Genomic DNA, 18,041 nt, shown 5'->3' with positions numbered 1-18,041 from the left:
TATCAGCTCCTTTACTTATCTAATCATACTTTAAGCTATTATTTAAAGTTGACAGTTGACAATGGATTAATAAAAGTGCTTAGCACTTCCCTTATACTATCTACTAGATATTATCCCATTCCTATTAGATTTACACAAGAAAAAGTGATAATAAAGTCAGAAAATTTTAAAATAGGCTTGACTTAATTTTCTGAATATTGTATTATTAAATCACCAAATACATCAAATACTTATAAAGAAAAATTGAAAATATAAGAAAGAGGTGATTCCGCCAAAACATTTATAATTTGCCAAATATTAGGCGCAAGCCTTGGTTTATCAAGTGTTTTCAATACATGAAAGGAGGAAATTCATCTAACTTACGCAATTATAATGGGTTCACATACAAGGGTTAAGTTGCGCAAAAATTGAAAGGAGTGTTGCCAAAACTTGCAAGATAATGCACCGACGCATATAAGAGAAAGCTAGGAAAATCACTTTTTAATAAAGTAGATACTCCTAGCTTTCGTTGTGTGTAAGCGTCAAACTGTCCACACATTTTATGAATATAAATCTTGTGAGATAATACCTCTAGAATAAAATTCCGGAGGTGTTTTTATTGACAAAATTAAATATGGAAGATTGGCAGCAGCTCATTGCTGATTATAGATCTAGCGGCCTTACCGGGCCGGTATGGTGTCAGCAAAAACAATTGAGTATACACAAATTACGCTATTGGATTAACAAATTCAACAAAGCAGAGTTTAAAGAAGAACCAAGACAGCAGTGGGTTTCAGTAAAAACAAATTTATCTATAACAACAACATCTATTACTGTAAAAGTCGGTAAGGCTGAAATTTCAGTTTCGCAAGACTTCGATAAAGAACTCTTTGCAGATGTTGTCCAATCCCTATTAACTTTATGTTAAACCTAAAGCAGACTTCTAATGTATTTTTGGCTGCTGGAAGTACTGATATGAGAAAATCTATTGACGGTCTCGCCATCATCGTTCAGATGAATTTTAAGTTAGATCCATTCTCTGATGCACTTTTTGTATTCTGCAACGCTAAACGCGACAAACTCAAGTTGCTCTATTGGGAGCGGAATGGATTCTGGCTTTACTATCGCCGTTTGGAAAAAGGTCGCTTTAAGTGGCCTAATAATTCTAAAGACAAAGTTATACATGTAACGGAGCGGGAGCTCCGCTGGCTTTTAGATGGACTGGATATTAACCAAAAGGGAGTACATCGTGATATTATGCAGAGAAAAATCATTTGATTTTTTGTGGATAACCCTAAAAAATTCAATCAAAAAGTGGATAATTTCCAACTCTTTAAAACTTCTAAAACCGTTGAAAACACTAGCTTTTTACGACTTTTTTTCTTGATAATTTTGTATGAAAAGTGTATAATATAAGTATGAGTAAAACAGAAGTAAAATCATTTAACTTAGAGAATTACAGTCGTAAAGAGCTAGAGGATGCCTTCATAAAACTCAGCATTGAAAAGGAGCAGGCTGAGCTTAGACTAAAATGGTATGAAGAGCAATACAAGCTCAACAAGCAGAGACTATTTGGTAAATCCAGTGAAAAGAATATAGATGGTCAGATTAACATGCCAATATTTAACGAGGCTGAAAGTGAGCGACAGCCTTTTACTGCTGAGCCTAATTTAGATGATTGTGCAAAGCAACAACAATCTTCATCCAAGGCTAAAAAGCTTAAAGGAAAACGTGAAAAAGATCTTTCAGATCTTCCTAAGCAAATAGTTGAATATAAGCTCTCAGCTGAAGAACAGGTTTGTTCTCAATGTGGCGGTCAACTCCATGAGGTGCGTTCCGAAATCCGCAGAGAGCTGGAGGTCATCCCGGCACAAATTATCGTAAAAGAAATCCACAGCATGATTTATTCCTGTCGGAAATGTGAAAAGGAAGATATAACTGTCCCAATGATTTCGGCGCCAACCCCTAAGCCTGTCATTAAGGGAAGTATAGCATCCCCTTCTATAATAGCATATATCATGACTAGGAAATATGTAGATGCTACTCCTCTTTATAGGCAGGAACAAGAATACAAGCGGCGTGGTTTACCAGTTAACCGTCAAAACATGGCTAACTGGATTATTCGGGCTGCACAAGATTGGCTGAATCCTTTGTACCTGCGTCTACGTAAATACCTTACGGACTATGATGTAGCTCATGCGGACGAAACAGAACTAGAAGTTCTCAATGAGCCGGGCCGTGAGGCCACAACAAGGTCTTATATGTGGATGTACCGTACAGGCAATGGGCATGAGCCTATTGTTCTATACGATTATCAGCCATCAAGGGCAGGAGATAATGCCAAAACCTTCTTAAATGGATTTAAGGGTTATCTTCATGTTGATGCCTATGACGGTTATGACAAACTTTTGAAAGATTCCAAAGCCGGCGGTGCCATGGAAGTTACTCTCGTAGCGTGCTTCGCACATGCAAGGAGGTATTTCACTGATACCTTAAAGGCAGTGACTGATAAAGAAAGCTACATGTATACCTCTGCTTATCAAGGAGTCAAATATATTGATGAAATGTTTAAGCTTGAGGAAGAACTATCAAGTTTGTCATCTGAAGACCGGTATGATGAACGCCTTAGCAAACTTAAACCAATGCTAGAGGCTTATTTCTCATGGATTGAAAAGGAACACGCTCTTGCACTACCCAAATCAAGTTACGGGAAAGCTGTCAATTACTCATTCAATCAGAAGGATAAACTGATGAGTATACTCAAAGATGGCAGGCTGGAACTTAGCAATAACCGCGCCGAAAGGGCAATAAAGCCATTTGTCATTGGGAGAAAAAATTGGCTGTTCGCCAATACTCCGCAGGGAGCAAAGGCAAGTGCAGTTACTTATAGTATTATTGAAACTGCAAAGGAAAATGATCTTAATCCTTTTGAATACTTAAAGTACTTATTTGAGCAGTTTCCAAATGTTGATATAAATGATTCTGAAGTTTTAGATTCTTTATTGCCTTGGTCATCTACCTTACCTAAATACTGTAAATCAAAACAAGTATAGCAGAGTCCCCATCTGAATAATAGGTGGGGACTATTTTACGCTTACTTCGTTGTGTTATTTCATGCACTTACTCCATTCTACCACTCTTGTACTCCGCCAACAATAAATCCACCATTCTTCCATAGCTCTTAACCCCATCGGCTTGGCCGTTGGACTTTAAGTAGGTATCATTGACGGTATCAGAAATCTTCTCTATCTTTCCTTCGTACTTTTTCCAAAACTCTCTATTGTCTTGTAAGTCCCTTTTAATACCTTCGGAATAGGTGAAATATAACTGCCTGAAACCTTCATAATCAACATCTGCCAAGGCATTCATAGAATTAATAAGAGCAAGCATAACTCCGGAATATTTAAAATCAGCATCGGGATGGGAAGTGCAAGTGACATACGCTATATAATTGGCCTCGTCTTCTCTGGCAAAGCCCCGCTGATGCGCCATTTCATGAGTAGTGGTACAGGGCAGCATGAAGTCTCTGATATTGTTGTTTACATTGGGCTCTCCAGTATATGGCATGTATATGCCTGTTATACCAGTATAACTCATAGGTACGGACAAAAGCACCCCTTTGGGTCTTCCGTAGCTGCCCCCAAGCTCAGGGTAAAGTTTAGCTGCCTCAGAATACCCCAGGTAGGCACGCTTAAACACATCCTTATAGCCGCCTTCTATGTGCATTACCCCCTTGGAATCTTCTGCTACCTGTGCTCTTAAGTTATTGGCCCTTTCTATCAAAAGCTCACACAACTCATAAAGTTCCTGCTTTGAGGACTTTTCAATGGTTAGGCCAGCTATTTTATCAAAAGAAAGCCTATTATAGTTAAATCCCCAGAACAGCATGAACAATACATATAGGCCGGATAAATAAGCAGCTATATTCAGGAGCTGCTTTAAAAAGCCACCCTTTATAATCTTTATTATTAAAATAACTACCATCACTATAAGAATAGCTATTAGGGTAAAAACAAGAAATTCCGCCGCAGAAAAGGGTACTATGGATGAAATAAAGCTTAGAAGCTGCCGTATGGGCTTATTTATACCGGTAGAGTACAGTTTTTCCACAAGCTGCGGTACAGATTTACTAACAGAGTTCAACAGCATAATAATAGGTACAAGTCCAACAATAACAAGCTTATTTCTTTCCTTTTTATCAATTTTCATAACTATTCCCCTTCCTGACTTTTTACCTATTATTAAATTTACCATATAGTAATATCATTGTCTAATTTGTTATAAGATTTGAAAAATAACCGATATATTTCAGGCAAATATATAATTATATTATGACTTTTGTATAAAAATTCCCCCTTTTGTGATATAATTCAATTATGATGCAGTGCAGTACTTTGATAAATTCTTTACTACGGTATGCATATATGAGGTGCGATTATGGGTAATAGTGTTAATGAGTCATTTTTCTTTTTCGAAAATTATAAAACTCTTGTATATAGTTCCTTAGGCACTTTGATCCTGCTCATGTCCTTTATTGCTGTTTTATTATTCTATATATGGAAAATAAAAAGGATGAAAAAGGAATTAGAGGAAAATCACAAAGAACTTACTGAGCTTTATGAAGAATTGGCTTCCACGGACGAGGAAGTACGGGCTCAATACGAGGAACTCGCTTGCACTCAAGAAACCCTTACCAATACAGAAGAGCGCTATAGGCTTGTATTGGAATCAACCAATGATGCTATATGGGACATTGATTTTAATACAGGAAATATATATTTATCAGAAAAATGGTACGAACTATTAGGCTATAATCCTGAGGAATGTGAGCAAAGTATTTGGTTCTGGAGAAAATTTGTTCAGCCTGATGATATACATCAGATTTTCAAGGCCTTAAAACAGCATTTGAAAAATAAGGTTCCTTATTTCAACTGCGAGTTCAGAATAAAAAATGTCCATGGGGATTATATATGGATCCGCTCCAGAGGTAAGGCTCAATACGACTCTGAGGGCAAGGTCTATAGAGTAATGGGTTCTCATATGGATATAACAGAGTTAAAGGATTATGAAGCTGAACTGCAATATGTAGCCTACCATGATGCACTGACCGGATTAAATAACAGGTTGTATTTATACGATACCATAGGCCTTTATTTAAGCCAGCATAAGAACTCAAATACAATGGATGCAATGCTTTTTATCGATACGGACAATTTTAAATTCGTCAACGATACTCTTGGTCATTCCTTTGGGGACAAGTTTCTCCTGATGGTGGCAATGAGGCTTTTGACTTTTACCGGTGACAATTGTGAACTGTTTCGACTTGGCGGGGATGAGTTTATTATATATATCAAGAACGCGGAAAACAAAAGTGCTATAGAAGCCTATGCCAACAAAATAATTGACAGCTTCAGCGAACCCTTTAATATCGATGGAAATAGCATCAGCACCTCTGTAAGCATTGGTATTTCCTTGTTTCCTTATGACGGCACAGACGTTGACACCTTGCTAAAGTATGCGGATATGGCTATGTATAAGGTTAAGGAAAGAGGAAAGAACGGTTTTCGCTTTTATAACAGCATATTAAATGATGAAATTCAGGCTAGAGTTAAAATAGAAAAACATTTAAGGAAGGCTCTGGAAAATAATGAATTTATTCTTCATTATCAGCCACAGGTAAATGTACAGACCAAAAAGGTGGAAGCCTTTGAAGCCTTGGTTCGATGGCAAAGTCCGGAACTGGGCCTGGTATCCCCCTTAAAATTTATACATGTGGCAGAAGAAACAGGCTTTATCGTTCCTCTGGGCGAATGGATATTAAAAAACTCCTGCCAGTTTTTAAAAGCTCTTAACGCTGCTAAGGGTACGGATTACAAAGTATCTGTAAATATATCAGTAATGCAGCTGCTGCAGGATAACTTTACAGACATGGTGGAGCGGATACTTGCAGATACAGGGCTCTCACCCTCATTATTGGAACTTGAAATAACGGAATCCATTATCATGGAATCTCCTGACCTAATAGTGGGAAAACTTAAGCTATTGAGAGAAAAAGGTATAAGCATAGCCCTGGATGATTTTGGTACAGGCTACTCTTCCCTTGCTTACTTGAGAAAAATACCAATTACTACATTAAAAATTGACAAGCTGTTTATAGATGATATATCTTCAGCAGGCTGCAATACCTCCCTGACAGACTCTATAATAGATCTGGGCCATAAGATAGGTCTTACCATTGTGGCAGAAGGTGTTGAAACTAATGATCAATTGGAGTACCTTGAATCTAATAATTGTGATATTATTCAAGGTTATCTGTTCTCAAAGCCACTTCCACCCTCAGAAATACATAGAATTTTATAAAATCATAACTATAGGAAGTTCCTTTTTGGAGCTTCCTTTTTTCACCTGTTGTTTCTCACACTACTGTGCCGGAATTTTTCCACGATATCATTCCGTCAGAATTTCCAATTGTTACAGAGAAGTTGGAAGCGCTAGCGGAATTTTATTTTAAAAAATGCTGCCTAAACGGCAGCATATTTATTATATATTATTCATTTTTTGCATAATTACCTTTTTCTAAGGAATCCTAGAGTTGAGGTGATTTTGTATGAAAAAAATAATATCTATGCTTTCGGCTGTGTTGCTTTGCTTGCTGATTCCATCTCAAACTGTCTATGCAAGGGCTGCTCTTAGGAGTCCTGAGAGCGAATTTAATGCTCAGGTAAAAGAAAAACGAAGGGCCATCAGTGAAAAAGAAAAGGAAATCAAGAAAATACAGCAGGAAATAAATAAAAAGGGGAAGAAAGCAGCGGACCTTTATATGAATTTATTCAGTGGTGAAATTCATCCTTCGGAAGAAGACAGCAGAAGGGTAGAAAAGATGGAGATGGAACTAAGCAACATTTCTGAGCAGCTTATACTTGTAGAGAAGGCAATTTCAAGAAGAAACTCAAACATTCAAAAACTCATAAAAAGTAAGTACTATGAAGAAGCCTTATCAGGTTATGATGGTATTTTAACTGTAATGAAAAAACAAATCGGTATCTTGAATAAAGAGAACGAACTATTGCAAAAATATATTGATTTATTGGAATCTCTACGGCATAAATGATGAGGAGAGTTGCTTTTAAAGTTAAAAAAGCTAGGATGATAGGCATCCTAGCTTTTTTTATTAATCTTCTATTATAGTATCCAAGGCAACTTCAATCATATTAGTAAAGGTCTTCTGTCTTTCTTCTGCACTTGTAAGTTCTCCTGTTACAAGATGATCGCTTACGGTTAATATTCCAAGAGCATCTACTCCAAACTTAGCTGCTATGGTATATAGGGCTGCTGTTTCCATTTCTACAGCCATAACTCCGTACTTAGCCCAAAGCTTCCAGCTGTCTGCCTCATCATTGTAGAAGGTGTCGGAGCTTAATACGCTACCTACCTTTGTGTTTAAGCCTTTCTCTACGCTTGTGTCATAGGCTTTCTTAAGCAGCTTGAAGCTGGCTGTAGGAGCATAATCCATGCCGTGGAATCTCAACTTGTTTATGTTTGAATCTGTGGAAGCTGACATTGCAATGATTACGTCTCTAACCTTAACATCTTCCAGGAAGGACCCGCAGGTACCTACTCTTATTAATTTCTTTACGCCATAGGACTGTATAAGTTCTGTAGCATAAATTGATATCGAAGGCATTCCCATACCGGTTCCTTGTACTGATACTCTCTTGCCCTTATAAGTACCGGTAAAACCATACATGCCTCTTACTTCATTATAGCATTCAGGATTTTCCAGGAAAGTTTCTGCTATAAACTTAGCTCTTAAAGGATCTCCCGGTAATAATATTCTATCTGCTATCTGTCCTTCCTTTGCACCAATATGAACACTCATTTAAAAATCCTCCTTATTTTATAACTTCAGCTAAGAAGCTTTTTCCGTTTTGAATACTTTCTGTTTCAAAAATATCTGCCAAGGTCTGACCCATATCTGCAAAAGTATGTCTTGTGCCAAGATTTACGCCTTCCTTTAAGGTCTTACCGTAAGCTATAAATGGTACATACTCCCTTGTATGATCTGTTCCTGGTGTTGTGGGGTCACAACCATGGTCTGCAGTTATAAACAATACATCTGTATCCTTCATGACATTTAATATTTCAGGCAGCCTTGCGTCAAAGTCTTCAAGACCCTTTCCATAGGCCTTATAGTCATTTCTGTGTCCCCACTTCATATCAAAGTCCACCAGGTTTGTAAAGATAAGACCCTTCTTATCTTCCTTCATGTATTCAAGCGTTTTATCAACGCCATCCATATTATCCTTTGTATGAACAGCTTCTGTAATTCCTTTGCCGGAGAAAATATCTTCTATCTTACCAACGGCCATAACGTTATAGCCGGCCTTTTTCATCTTATCTAATATTGTATCGTAAGGCGGTACCAATGAAAAGTCTCTTCTGTTAGGAGTTCTTGTAAAGGCTCCGGGCTTACCTACGAAAGGTCTTGCTATAACTCTGGCCACTGCATGAGGTTCTACCAAGATGTTTCTTGCAATTTCACACATCTTATATAGTTCTTCCAGAGGAACAACCTGTTCATGGGCAGCAATTTGGAATACACTGTCTGCAGAAGTATATACAATCACCTTGCCGGTCTTCATATGTTCTTCCCCAAGTTCATCCAATATCTCAGTGCCGGAAGCCGGCTTGTTACCTATAACCTTTCTGCCTGTTGCCTTCTCAAAAGCTTCAATTATATCCTGTGGAAAGCCTTCCGGGTAGGTTGGGAAGGGAACATCAGAAATAACACCGCTCATTTCCCAGTGTCCTGTAGTAGTGTCCTTACCTCTTGAGGCCTCAGCAAACCTTGCAAAACAGCCCTTTGGAGAATCTACTCTGTTTACTCCCTTTATTCCGTCTATATTTCCAAGACCTAAGGACTCCATGTTAGGCACCTTTAGGCCTCCCAGTGCCTTAGACACGTTACCGATAGTATTTACACCTACATCACCAAAGTCCTTGGCATCCGGCATTTCTCCCATACCAACACTGTCCAGCACAATCCATATTACTCTGTCTATATTGCCTTTTGTCAATTTTAACACCTCCGTATCTTAATTAGTACTTAATATTGAGTAATGAGTAATTAAGGAAGATATTTTTCAGCGAAGCTGAAAAATATCCACTAATTTATATTTTGTAGAAATTCAGCTTAGGCTGAATTTCCTCCATAATTACTCATTACTAATTACTCATTACTAATTACTCATTGCTCATTATCTAATCACGTCGTATATCAGCGGAATATTACGTGCTGCTTCCGGTGAAATAACGTAGTTCTTAAGTATATCCTTCTTGGCCTTTTCGATTCGGCTTTCGTCGTTGGCGTGAATATAGGCTATGGTTTCACCAACTTCTACCTTGTCGCCCCTCTTTTTGTTGAGCACGACTCCCACTGCCAGGTCAATGACATCTTCCTTTGTGGCCCTGCCAGCGCCCAGCTCCATAGCTATTAAGCCTAGGCTTTGGGCATTTATCTTTGTAACATAACCTGCCCTGTCACTCTTAACTTCCACTACATATTTAGCCTTTGGAAGCAGGTCTGGATTATCCACCTGTTCAGCACTGCCGCCTTGAGCTGTTATAAATTCTTTAAACTTGCGGATGGCAGAACCGTCTTCAATGGTCTTTAACAGCATCTGTCTTGCTTCTTCTACTGAAGCAGCTTTCTTGGCCAACAGCACCATCTGGCTTCCCACAGTCAAACACAGCTCCAACAAATCCTGTGGACCTTTTCCAACTAAGGTATCCATGGCTTCTCTTACTTCCAGGGCATTACCTATAGCTAAGCCCAGAGGTTGATCCATGTCAGAGATTACAGCTATGGTTTCTCTGCCTACATTCTTACCTATGCTCACCATAGCCTGGGCCAGTTCTTTTGCCTCCTCATAGGACTTCATAAAGGCTCCGTCTCCAACCTTAACGTCCAGAACTATGGCATCAGCTCCGGCCGCAATCTTCTTGCTCATTATACTTGAAGATATCAGTGAAATATTGTCTACAGTACCGGTAACATCTCTTAAGGCGTAGAGTTTTTTATCTGCAGGGGCTAAATCTGCAGTCTGGCCCATAATAGCCAGCTTTATTGTATTTACATTGTTTATAAACTGATCTTCAGTTATCTCTACAGAAAAGCCCTTGAAGGACTCCAGCTTATCTATAGTTCCTCCGGTATGGCCAAGTCCTCTTCCGGACATTTTAGCCACCGGTATTCCCAGCGCTGCCACCATAGGTGTAAGCACCAGGGAAGTAGTATCCCCAACACCGCCGGTGCTGTGCTTATCTACCTTTATACCCTCTATCTTTGAAAGATCCAATACATCCCCTGAATTGACAATAGCCATGGTCAGAGCCGAGGTTTCTCTCATGTTCATCTTCTGAAAATAAATAGCCATCATTAAGGCAGACACCTGATAATCCGGTATGTTCCCCTTTGTGTAGTTCTCAATAAAGTAATTTATCTCTTCTGTACTAAGCTCCTGACCATTTCTTTTCTTAATGATCAAATCATACATCCTCATACTGCATTCTCCTTCTCTGAGCTTCACTAATATTTAATGAGTAATTAGTATTTATCTCCACCTGCAGCTTCTTCGCCTTTAACTACCGCAATTCCTGCGCTCAAGCCCAAGCGGTTGGCTCCTGCATTGATCATTTCCATAGCTGTTTTGTAGTCTCTTATTCCACCGGAAGCCTTTACGCCCATGTCTTGGCCTACGGTTTTTCTCATCAGGGCTACATCTGCAGCGGTAGCTCCGCCGCTGGAAAAGCCTGTGGATGTCTTTACAAAGTCTGCTCCGGCGGTCTTGGCGATGGCACAAACCTGTACCTTTTCCTCATCGGTTAGTAGACAGGTTTCAATTATTACCTTTACCTTAGCTCTCTTGTTTGCTGCATTAACTACTGCTTCGATATCTGCTTTTACCACATCATATTTTTTATCCTTAAGTGCACCGATATTTATAACCATATCTATTTCTTCTGCACCGTGTTCTATGGCCTGGTTTGTTTCGAAGGCCTTTACTTCCTTTGTATTAGCTCCCAAGGGGAAACCTACTACCACACATACCTTAACATCTGAATCCATCAATTCTTTAGCTGCAAGGGAAGCATAATATGGATTTACACAAACAGAGGCGAAACCGTATTCCTTAGCCTCTTTGCAAAGCTTTATTACTGCCTCTTCCGTAGCCTCCGGTTTTAATATTGTATGGTCTATGTATTTTGCTAAATTCATTTAACTCGACATCCTTTCTTTGATAATTTTTTATTTTAAATACTTTTCTGAACCCTTTAATACAACAGTGGGACTAATAGTTACTTCTCTTATTCCTTTACTGTCCTCCTGTTCCACCAGCTGCAGCAGCATATTTGCCGCTTCTTTGCCCAGTTCTACCGGAAAATCATCTACATAGCTTATGTTAAAGCCCAATAAGTCCAAGGCCTGTATTTTGTCAAAGCCGATTATGGCTAAATCCTCCGGTATCTTTTTACCTGAATCGTGAATTGCCTTTACTGCCCCCAAGGTCATCATATTGCTGCATATGACAAGGGCAGTAGGACGGTCCGGCTTTTCCAGAATCTCCTTGGTAATTGTGTAGGCCTTCTCCATTCTGTAATCCCCATGGTATATTAAGCTTTCCTCCACGGGTAAATTACTGAAGGCCATAGCTTTTTTATAGCCCATAAGCCTATCCACAGATGGTTTTGAACTTAACCCACCGGTTATGATTCCGATTTTAGTATGCCCTTCTTTAATCAAATGATTAGTGGCGTCAAAAGCTCCCTTTATATCATCCACGAAGACACCGTTGAGCTTTGCATACTTTACGCTGGCTGCTGCCAGCACCAGAGGTACACCGATATTTTCAAGGGTATTTATATATTCACTGTTCAGGTCTTCTTCTCCAAAGCCGGGAGTCATGATTATACCCTTTATTCTTTGGGCCTTCAATAACTTTAGGGCCCTCAATTCCTTATTAATATTATCATCTGTATTAAATAATATGATATTCAAATCTTTACTTTCTGCAATTTCACTTATTCCCTTTATTATTTCACCAAAATAGGAGTTAGTTATATCCGGCACTACAATCCCTATGGTGTTTGTTTCGTTCTTAGACAGGCTTCTGGCTATGCCATTTGGTGTAAAGTCAAGTTCTTTTATTGCCTGAAGCACCTTTTTCCTCGTGTCAGCTGACACGTAACCGGAATCATTGATTACTCTGGATACAGTAGCCAAGGATACACCTGCCTTGTTTGCTATGTCATTTATGGTAACGGCCATGATTTAATCCTCCTGTCTTTCAGAACATGTGATAGCGCTTACATATTTAGTATACGTCTATTTTCTTTATAATGTCAACTCTATTCCCCATATATTTTTCTTACATTTTTTCATGCAGTGTGAAAATTATTTCATACATTTTTTACAGATTCCAACATTTATTATAAGCTTTTTCTATACTTTTATTTTAAATTTTTTATTATGTGATATAATTGTATATAATAATCATTTTTAGTTGATAATTTATTCCCATATTTTACATATCAGAAAACACACTAAAAATTATAATATACGGAGGTGAGTTTATGAAAAAACAAAAATGTCTACCCGCTGTCAAATTTCTAATTCTTCTTTTAGCTATCTTTACTGCAAGTTTCTGCAAACCCCTTTTTGTTTATGCAGATAAAATAGACGGACTAGTATTGATAATTAATTCTTATCATAGGGGGTATTCTTGGACCGACGATCAAACAGAGGGTATTTTAAGTTCTCTTAAAGAAAAGTATCCTGATAAGAATATTTCAGTAGAGTATATGGATTGGAAGCGCTATCCAACAAAGGAACAACTGCAAAACTTTTATTCTTCTCTAAAGTTAAAGTACCTTAATGAACATATTGATCTCTTAATTACCACTGACGATGCAGCTCTGGAGTTTGCCCTCGAAAATAGAAAGGAACTATTCTCTGATGCCCCCATAGTATTTTCCGGAATAAATGAAGATGGTCTGACTGCGCTGACCAAAGGTCACGAAAATATTACAGGCGTTATAGAAAACATCGATGTCAGAGGTACAGTATCCACAGCTTTACAAATCAATCCTGCCCTAAAAAAGATATATCTAATCTATGACAACACGGAAAGCGGTAAGTCTACTGCTCTGCTCTCTATCAAGACAATCACTGAATTAAATAAAGATATAGAAGTTATTCCACTAAATAATCACACACAAGAAGAAATATTTGAAACCCTATCGAAGCAAGAAGAAAATAGCATTACCTTAATTACTACTTATTCCACGGATATCGCAAATAAGTCTGTAGATAATGAATACTTTACCAGGCAGCTGAGCCAAAGGTCCCCAATTCCCATTTACCATATTTATGAATTTTCATCCGATGATGGCGTAGTGGGTGGCAGCATGGTTAGCGCCTCACAATATGGAGCGGATGCGGGAAAGTTAGCCATAGAAATACTGGAAGGTAAGAAGGCTTCTGATTTGCCTATTATTGCAAAGGAAAATTCACAATTAATATTCAACTACCTCCAATTAAAAAGATTCAATATACCCATGAAGCAGCTGCCCAATAATAGCCGTATATTAAATAATCCTTACGCTTTTTTTGAAACCTATGCCAGCTTGATAACCTACACCATTATTGCATTTCTTGTGCTACTTTCATCAGTTGCAATATTATTATATTACCTGGATAAGACAAGAAAAATGAAGAAACAATTGGAGCAGAGCCATGGTGAGTTGACTGAACTGTATAAGAATCTTTCTGACGCGGATAGCGAACTGAAAAGGCAGTATGAAATTATATGTACTTCCCAGGAAGAATTAAAGGAAAGCGAACAGAGATATAAGACCATACTGGATGCCACCAATGACGGCCTATGGGATTGGGACCTTCTTACCGATAAGATATACTTTTCTGATAAGTGGTTTGAAATTATGGGCTATGACAGGAAGTCCTACAAGCATACAGAAGAACAATGGCTTTCACTGGTTCATCCTAATGACAGAGAAAAGATAAAAACAACCCGTAAATTATATCTTAATAGGGAGATTGACAGCTATGAGTGTGACTATCGAATCAAGGCCCGGGATGGCTCTTACCGTTGGCTTCATACTCGCGGACAAGCTATCTTTAATGATGCCGGAGTTCCGGTGAGAATGATAGGATCCCATACTGATGTTACAAACACTAAACAATATCAAAGAGTACTTAAGCATTTAGCCTATCATGATCAGTTGACAGATTTATATAACAGGACATATTTTAATGAAGTATTTTCAGCAGAACTAAAGGATGTAAATACAAATGTAAGTCTGCAAGCAATGCTATTTATCGATACTGATAATTTCAAGCTGATAAACGATACCCTAGGCCACTCCTTTGGAGACAAAGTACTGATAGAAGTTGCCAACCGTTTATCCTCTGTTGCCAACTCCTCCTGTACCTTGTTTAGACTTGGTGGAGACGAGTTCATCTTTTATGTAAAGCAGGCAGAGAGTAGGGGTGAAATTGAGAACTATGCCCGTAATATAATTAATGTTTTCAGCTCACCCTTGATAATAGAGGAGAACACTATAAATATTACCGTGAGCATAGGAATTTCACTCTTCCCACAAGATGGTACAACCTTAGACAGCCTCCTGAAGTGCGCGGATATGGCAATGTATAAGTCAAAAGAAAAGGGAAAGAATGGGTATAGTTTCTTTAACTCAACTATAAAGGATGCGGTCATTACCAGAGTAGTTATTGAAAAGCAGTTGAAAAATGCCTTGGAGAAAAAGGAATTCCTGCTGTACTATCAGCCTCAAATTGATATCCGCACCAATGAAATTTACGGCTTTGAAGCTCTGGTCCGCTGGAAAAATGAAAAACTCGGTCTGGTTCCGCCACTACAGTTCATAGGTATTGCAGAGGAAACCCGCTTCATAGTTCCCCTAGGTGAATGGATATTGGAAAGCGCCTGCCGTTTCGCAGCAGACCTAAATAGAAGGCTTAACAGCCAATATAGGATAAGTATAAACATATCCGTAATTCAAATCCTCCAGGAAAACTTTTGTCAAATGATTATGGATATTATTGAAAGGTACAAGCTTCCAAACCACCTGTTAGAACTTGAAATCACTGAATCAGTTATTATGGAATCACCGGACATGATTATAGAAAAGCTTCAGTTTCTCAATGGAAAGGGTATACGGATCGCCCTGGATGACTTTGGCACAGGATATTCTTCTCTTGGTTACTTGAGAAACCTACCTATAAATACTTTGAAAATAGATAAGATGTTTATTGACGACATCATTGGAGACACTACCAAAAGCATTATTACAGACTCAATTATAGACTTGGGGCATAAAATCGGTGTTACCATAGTATCAGAGGGGGTAGAAACTCAAGAACAGCTTCACTATCTAAAAAATAATAATTGTGATATCATTCAGGGCTACTACTATTCCAAGCCTCTGCCGGAAGATCAGTTGGACAATTTTATAGAAAAACATAAAATTAAATAGGCATAAACCATAAGGGCTTCAGTAAAAGTATTTCAACCTTTACTGAAGCCCTTAATATATTTAGCCCCCTAAATATGCTTTCTTAACTTTTTCATCATGGAGAAGTTCCTGTGCCCTACCCTCGGCTTCGATTTCTCCGTTGGCAATTATATAAGCTCTGTCTGCAATCTTCAGAGCCATGCTGGCATTTTGCTCTACCAGCAAAACAGTAGTGCCTTCATTATTTATTTCTTTTATTATATTGAATATTTCCTTTACCACCAGAGGAGCCAGCCCCATTGAAGGCTCATCCAGGAGTAAAAGCTTCGGCCTTGACATCAGGGCTCTTCCCATGGCCAGCATCTGCTGCTCTCCGCCGGAGAGGGTACCTGCCATTTGAGACTTTCTTTCCTTCAATCTTGGAAACAGGGTAAATACCCTTTCAAAGTCTGCTTTAATCTCAGCCTTATCCTCTCTTGTATAAGCACCCATCTCTAAATTTTCCATAACCGTCATTTGAGGAAATACTCTTCTGCCCTCCGGTACCTGTGACAGCCCCATAGAAACTATTTCCGAAGCATTGGTCTTTCCTAAATCCCTGCCGTTGAACTCAATGCTGCCGGAGCTTATTTTTTCTATGCCGGAGATAGCCCGTAAGGTTGATGATTTTCCAGCCCCATTGGAACCTATCAACGTTACAATCTCCCCTTCTTGTATATTTATATTTATCCCCTTCAAGGCATGTATTACCCCATAATACAAATTTACGTCCCTAAGCTGTAGCATCCTGCTCCTCCTCTCCTAAGTAGGCCTTAATAACCTCAGGGTTATTTTGAACCTCATAAGGAGTTCCCTGGGCAATTAGCTTTCCATAGTCAAATACAAATATCTTTTCACATATATCCATAACCAAGGACATATCATGCTCAATAAGAATTACTGTAAGGTCGAAATCTTTTCTTATGTTCCTTATCAGCTTGGTAAGGTCCTTGGTTTCCTGTGGGTTCATTCCTGCTGCAGGCTCATCCAGCAGCAAGATCTTGGGCTTAGTGGCTAAGGCCCTTGCTATTTCAAGCTTTCTTTGCTCTCCGTAAGGAAGGTTTTTAGCTAATTCGTCCTTCTTTTCCAGCAGCCCCATTACCTTAAGAAGATCCATAGCCTCTTCCTTTGCCTTTTCTTCCCCCTTAAAGAAAGCCGGAAGCCTGAAGAATGAAGATAGTACACTGTACTTAAAGTTGCTGTGATAGCCCAACAATACGTTGTCCAAAACTGTCATCTCTTTAAAAAGTCTTACATTCTGAAAGGTTCTTGATATGCCATAGCCTGCAATCTTATGCGGCTTTAAGTTTTTGTTGCTTACTGTCCTATCAAGCTCATATATAATTTCTCCGGCGGAAGGAGTATAAATCCCTGTCAACAGATTAAAGAAGGTTGTTTTACCTGCCCCATTAGGTCCAATAACCCCTGCAATCTGACCCTTCTGTACTTCCATATTTATATCCGCAACCGCTACAATACCTCCAAAGGTCCTAGATAGATTCTTTACTGTCAATATTGCCATTTATACTTCCTCCCTTCTTTAAAAACCTGTTTATGAAGTTCAAATTTCCTTTTCCCAATAACCCCTGTGGTCTGTACACCATAATTACAAAGAGAATTACTGCATAGACTACCATTCTAAGTTCAGGTATGCTCTGCAATAAAGTAGATATTATTACCAGCGCTACTGCCCCCAAAGCAGCACCGGTAATACTGCCGATTCCACCAAATACCACCATAACAAGTATATCTATTGATCTCATAAAATCAAAAGATGTAGGCTTTATAAAGTTTACATATCCGGAATACAAGGCTCCGGCTATTCCTGCAAAGGCTGCTCCTATAACAAAGGCCATAACCTTATATTTTGTAGTGTTAACCCCCATAGCTTCTGCTGCAATTTCATCTTCTCTTATGGCAATACAGGCACGCCCCTGAAAGGATTTAACAAAATTACTGATAAGCAGCATGGTCAAAACTACCATAAAGAAGAGCCATGTCCAAGTTGTATTATTAGGTATATCATTGAAGCCTGTAGCTCCACCTAAGTATTCGTTATTCAAAATCAAAACCTGTATTATTTCGCAAAACCCCAAGGTTGCTATAGCTAAATAGTCACCTTTTAATCTTAAAGTTGGAATTCCAATGATAAGCCCTGCCAAAGCTGCTGTTACCGCTGAGGCAATAAGTCCAACAACAAAAGGCTGTCCGAAGTTTGATGTTATTACTGCAGAGGTATAAGCTCCTACAGACATAAAGGCTGCATGTCCAAGAGAAAACTGTCCTGTAAAACCGGTAATAAGATTTAGGCTTACTGCTAAAATAATATTTATACCAACTATAAACAAGTTAAAGGAAATATGCTGAGGAATGGCGCCTCCATCAATCAAAACCTTTGTAATAATGTAGACTAAAGCAATTACTGCTGCACCGACTGTATTCTTTTTTTGAAGCACCTTCATGTTATC

The 18,041-nt window shown here is 38.6% G+C and carries 15 protein-coding genes; 6 read left to right on the top strand and 9 right to left on the bottom strand.

What is annotated here, in order from left to right; translation table 11 throughout:
• Nucleotides 1–598: 598 nt before the first annotated feature.
• The 3 genes from tnpA (at nucleotide 599) to tnpC (ending at nucleotide 3,032) form a co-directional block, all read left to right on the top strand.
• A complete protein-coding gene (gene tnpA, locus FHY60_RS01355) occupies nucleotides 599–907 on the top strand; it encodes an IS66 family insertion sequence element accessory protein TnpA (RefSeq protein WP_139902291.1) in 309 nt (102 codons plus the stop codon).
• A complete protein-coding gene (gene tnpB / locus FHY60_RS01350; RefSeq protein ID WP_139902289.1) occupies nucleotides 901–1,257 on the top strand; it encodes an IS66 family insertion sequence element accessory protein TnpB in 357 nt (118 codons plus the stop codon). Before tnpA ends, tnpB begins: the two co-directional genes overlap by 7 nt.
• Before the next feature lie 140 nt (nucleotides 1,258–1,397).
• Nucleotides 1,398–3,032, top strand: coding sequence for an IS66 family transposase (tnpC, locus tag FHY60_RS01345; protein WP_139902287.1), 1,635 nt, complete (start codon nucleotides 1,398–1,400; stop codon nucleotides 3,030–3,032).
• A gap of 67 nt (nucleotides 3,033–3,099) precedes the next feature.
• Here tnpC and FHY60_RS01340 read toward each other — a convergent pair whose 3' ends face one another.
• Nucleotides 3,100–4,188: a DUF3810 domain-containing protein gene (locus FHY60_RS01340; RefSeq protein WP_139902473.1), complete on the bottom strand. Its 1,089-nt coding sequence runs from the start codon at nucleotides 4,186–4,188 to the stop codon at nucleotides 3,100–3,102.
• A 228-nt stretch (nucleotides 4,189–4,416) separates the two neighbouring features.
• On the opposite strand from FHY60_RS01340, the gene FHY60_RS01335 reads away from it, so the two are divergent.
• A complete protein-coding gene (locus FHY60_RS01335) occupies nucleotides 4,417–6,339 on the top strand; it encodes a putative bifunctional diguanylate cyclase/phosphodiesterase (RefSeq protein ID WP_139902470.1) in 1,923 nt (640 codons plus the stop codon).
• A gap of 247 nt (nucleotides 6,340–6,586) precedes the next feature.
• Entirely contained in the window at nucleotides 6,587–7,090 is a 504-nt protein-coding gene (locus tag FHY60_RS01330) for a hypothetical protein (RefSeq protein ID WP_139902467.1), read from the top strand.
• A gap of 60 nt (nucleotides 7,091–7,150) precedes the next feature.
• Here the strand turns inward: FHY60_RS01330 and deoD are convergent, their stop codons facing one another.
• From deoD to FHY60_RS01305, 5 genes are all read right to left on the bottom strand, one after another.
• Nucleotides 7,151–7,858, bottom strand: coding sequence for a purine-nucleoside phosphorylase (gene deoD / locus FHY60_RS01325; protein WP_139902465.1), 708 nt, complete (start codon nucleotides 7,856–7,858; stop codon nucleotides 7,151–7,153).
• 13 nt (nucleotides 7,859–7,871) lie between these two features.
• Nucleotides 7,872–9,056 (bottom strand): phosphopentomutase, encoded by a 1,185-nt coding sequence (locus FHY60_RS01320; protein ID WP_279230424.1) that lies wholly within the window; start codon nucleotides 9,054–9,056, stop codon nucleotides 7,872–7,874.
• Between the two features lie 180 nt (nucleotides 9,057–9,236).
• The gene (locus FHY60_RS01315; RefSeq protein WP_139902462.1) at nucleotides 9,237–10,541 is read right to left on the bottom strand and encodes a pyrimidine-nucleoside phosphorylase; all 1,305 of its coding nucleotides are present in this window, start codon (nucleotides 10,539–10,541) and stop codon (nucleotides 9,237–9,239) included.
• 44 nt (nucleotides 10,542–10,585) lie between these two features.
• The gene (gene deoC, locus FHY60_RS01310) at nucleotides 10,586–11,257 is read right to left on the bottom strand and encodes a deoxyribose-phosphate aldolase (protein WP_139902458.1); all 672 of its coding nucleotides are present in this window, start codon (nucleotides 11,255–11,257) and stop codon (nucleotides 10,586–10,588) included.
• Nucleotides 11,258–11,287: 30 nt separating this feature from the next.
• Nucleotides 11,288–12,307 carry a LacI family DNA-binding transcriptional regulator gene (locus FHY60_RS01305; RefSeq protein ID WP_139902455.1) on the bottom strand — a complete coding sequence of 340 codons (1,020 nt, stop codon included), beginning with the start codon at nucleotides 12,305–12,307 and terminating at the stop codon, nucleotides 11,288–11,290.
• A gap of 305 nt (nucleotides 12,308–12,612) precedes the next feature.
• On the opposite strand from FHY60_RS01305, the gene FHY60_RS01300 reads away from it, so the two are divergent.
• Nucleotides 12,613–15,555 carry an ABC transporter substrate binding protein gene (locus FHY60_RS01300; protein WP_139902452.1) on the top strand — a complete coding sequence of 981 codons (2,943 nt, stop codon included), beginning with the start codon at nucleotides 12,613–12,615 and terminating at the stop codon, nucleotides 15,553–15,555.
• A gap of 60 nt (nucleotides 15,556–15,615) precedes the next feature.
• Here the strand turns inward: FHY60_RS01300 and FHY60_RS01295 are convergent, their stop codons facing one another.
• Genes FHY60_RS01295 through FHY60_RS01285 form a run of 3 tightly spaced genes read right to left on the bottom strand, consistent with a single transcriptional unit; the run spans nucleotide 15,616 to nucleotide 18,035 of the window.
• Complete coding sequence (locus FHY60_RS01295) at nucleotides 15,616–16,320, bottom strand: ABC transporter ATP-binding protein (protein ID WP_139902449.1); 705 nt, start codon at nucleotides 16,318–16,320, stop codon at nucleotides 15,616–15,618.
• Nucleotides 16,307–17,095 (bottom strand): ABC transporter ATP-binding protein, encoded by a 789-nt coding sequence (locus FHY60_RS01290; protein WP_139902447.1) that lies wholly within the window; start codon nucleotides 17,093–17,095, stop codon nucleotides 16,307–16,309. The genes FHY60_RS01295 and FHY60_RS01290 overlap by 14 nt, the downstream gene beginning before the upstream one ends.
• Nucleotides 17,064–18,035, bottom strand: coding sequence for a branched-chain amino acid ABC transporter permease (locus FHY60_RS01285; protein WP_139902444.1), 972 nt, complete (start codon nucleotides 18,033–18,035; stop codon nucleotides 17,064–17,066). The genes FHY60_RS01290 and FHY60_RS01285 overlap by 32 nt, the downstream gene beginning before the upstream one ends.
• Nucleotides 18,036–18,041: the final 6 nt, after the last annotated feature.

Origin of the sequence: Clostridium thermarum, from assembly GCF_006351925.1 — a bacterium.
Classification (GTDB): domain Bacteria; phylum Bacillota; class Clostridia; order Clostridiales; family Clostridiaceae; genus Clostridium_AU; species Clostridium_AU thermarum.
The sequence above is the reverse complement of the archived record's forward strand: the minus strand, read 5'-3'. Positions and strand labels throughout refer to the sequence as shown.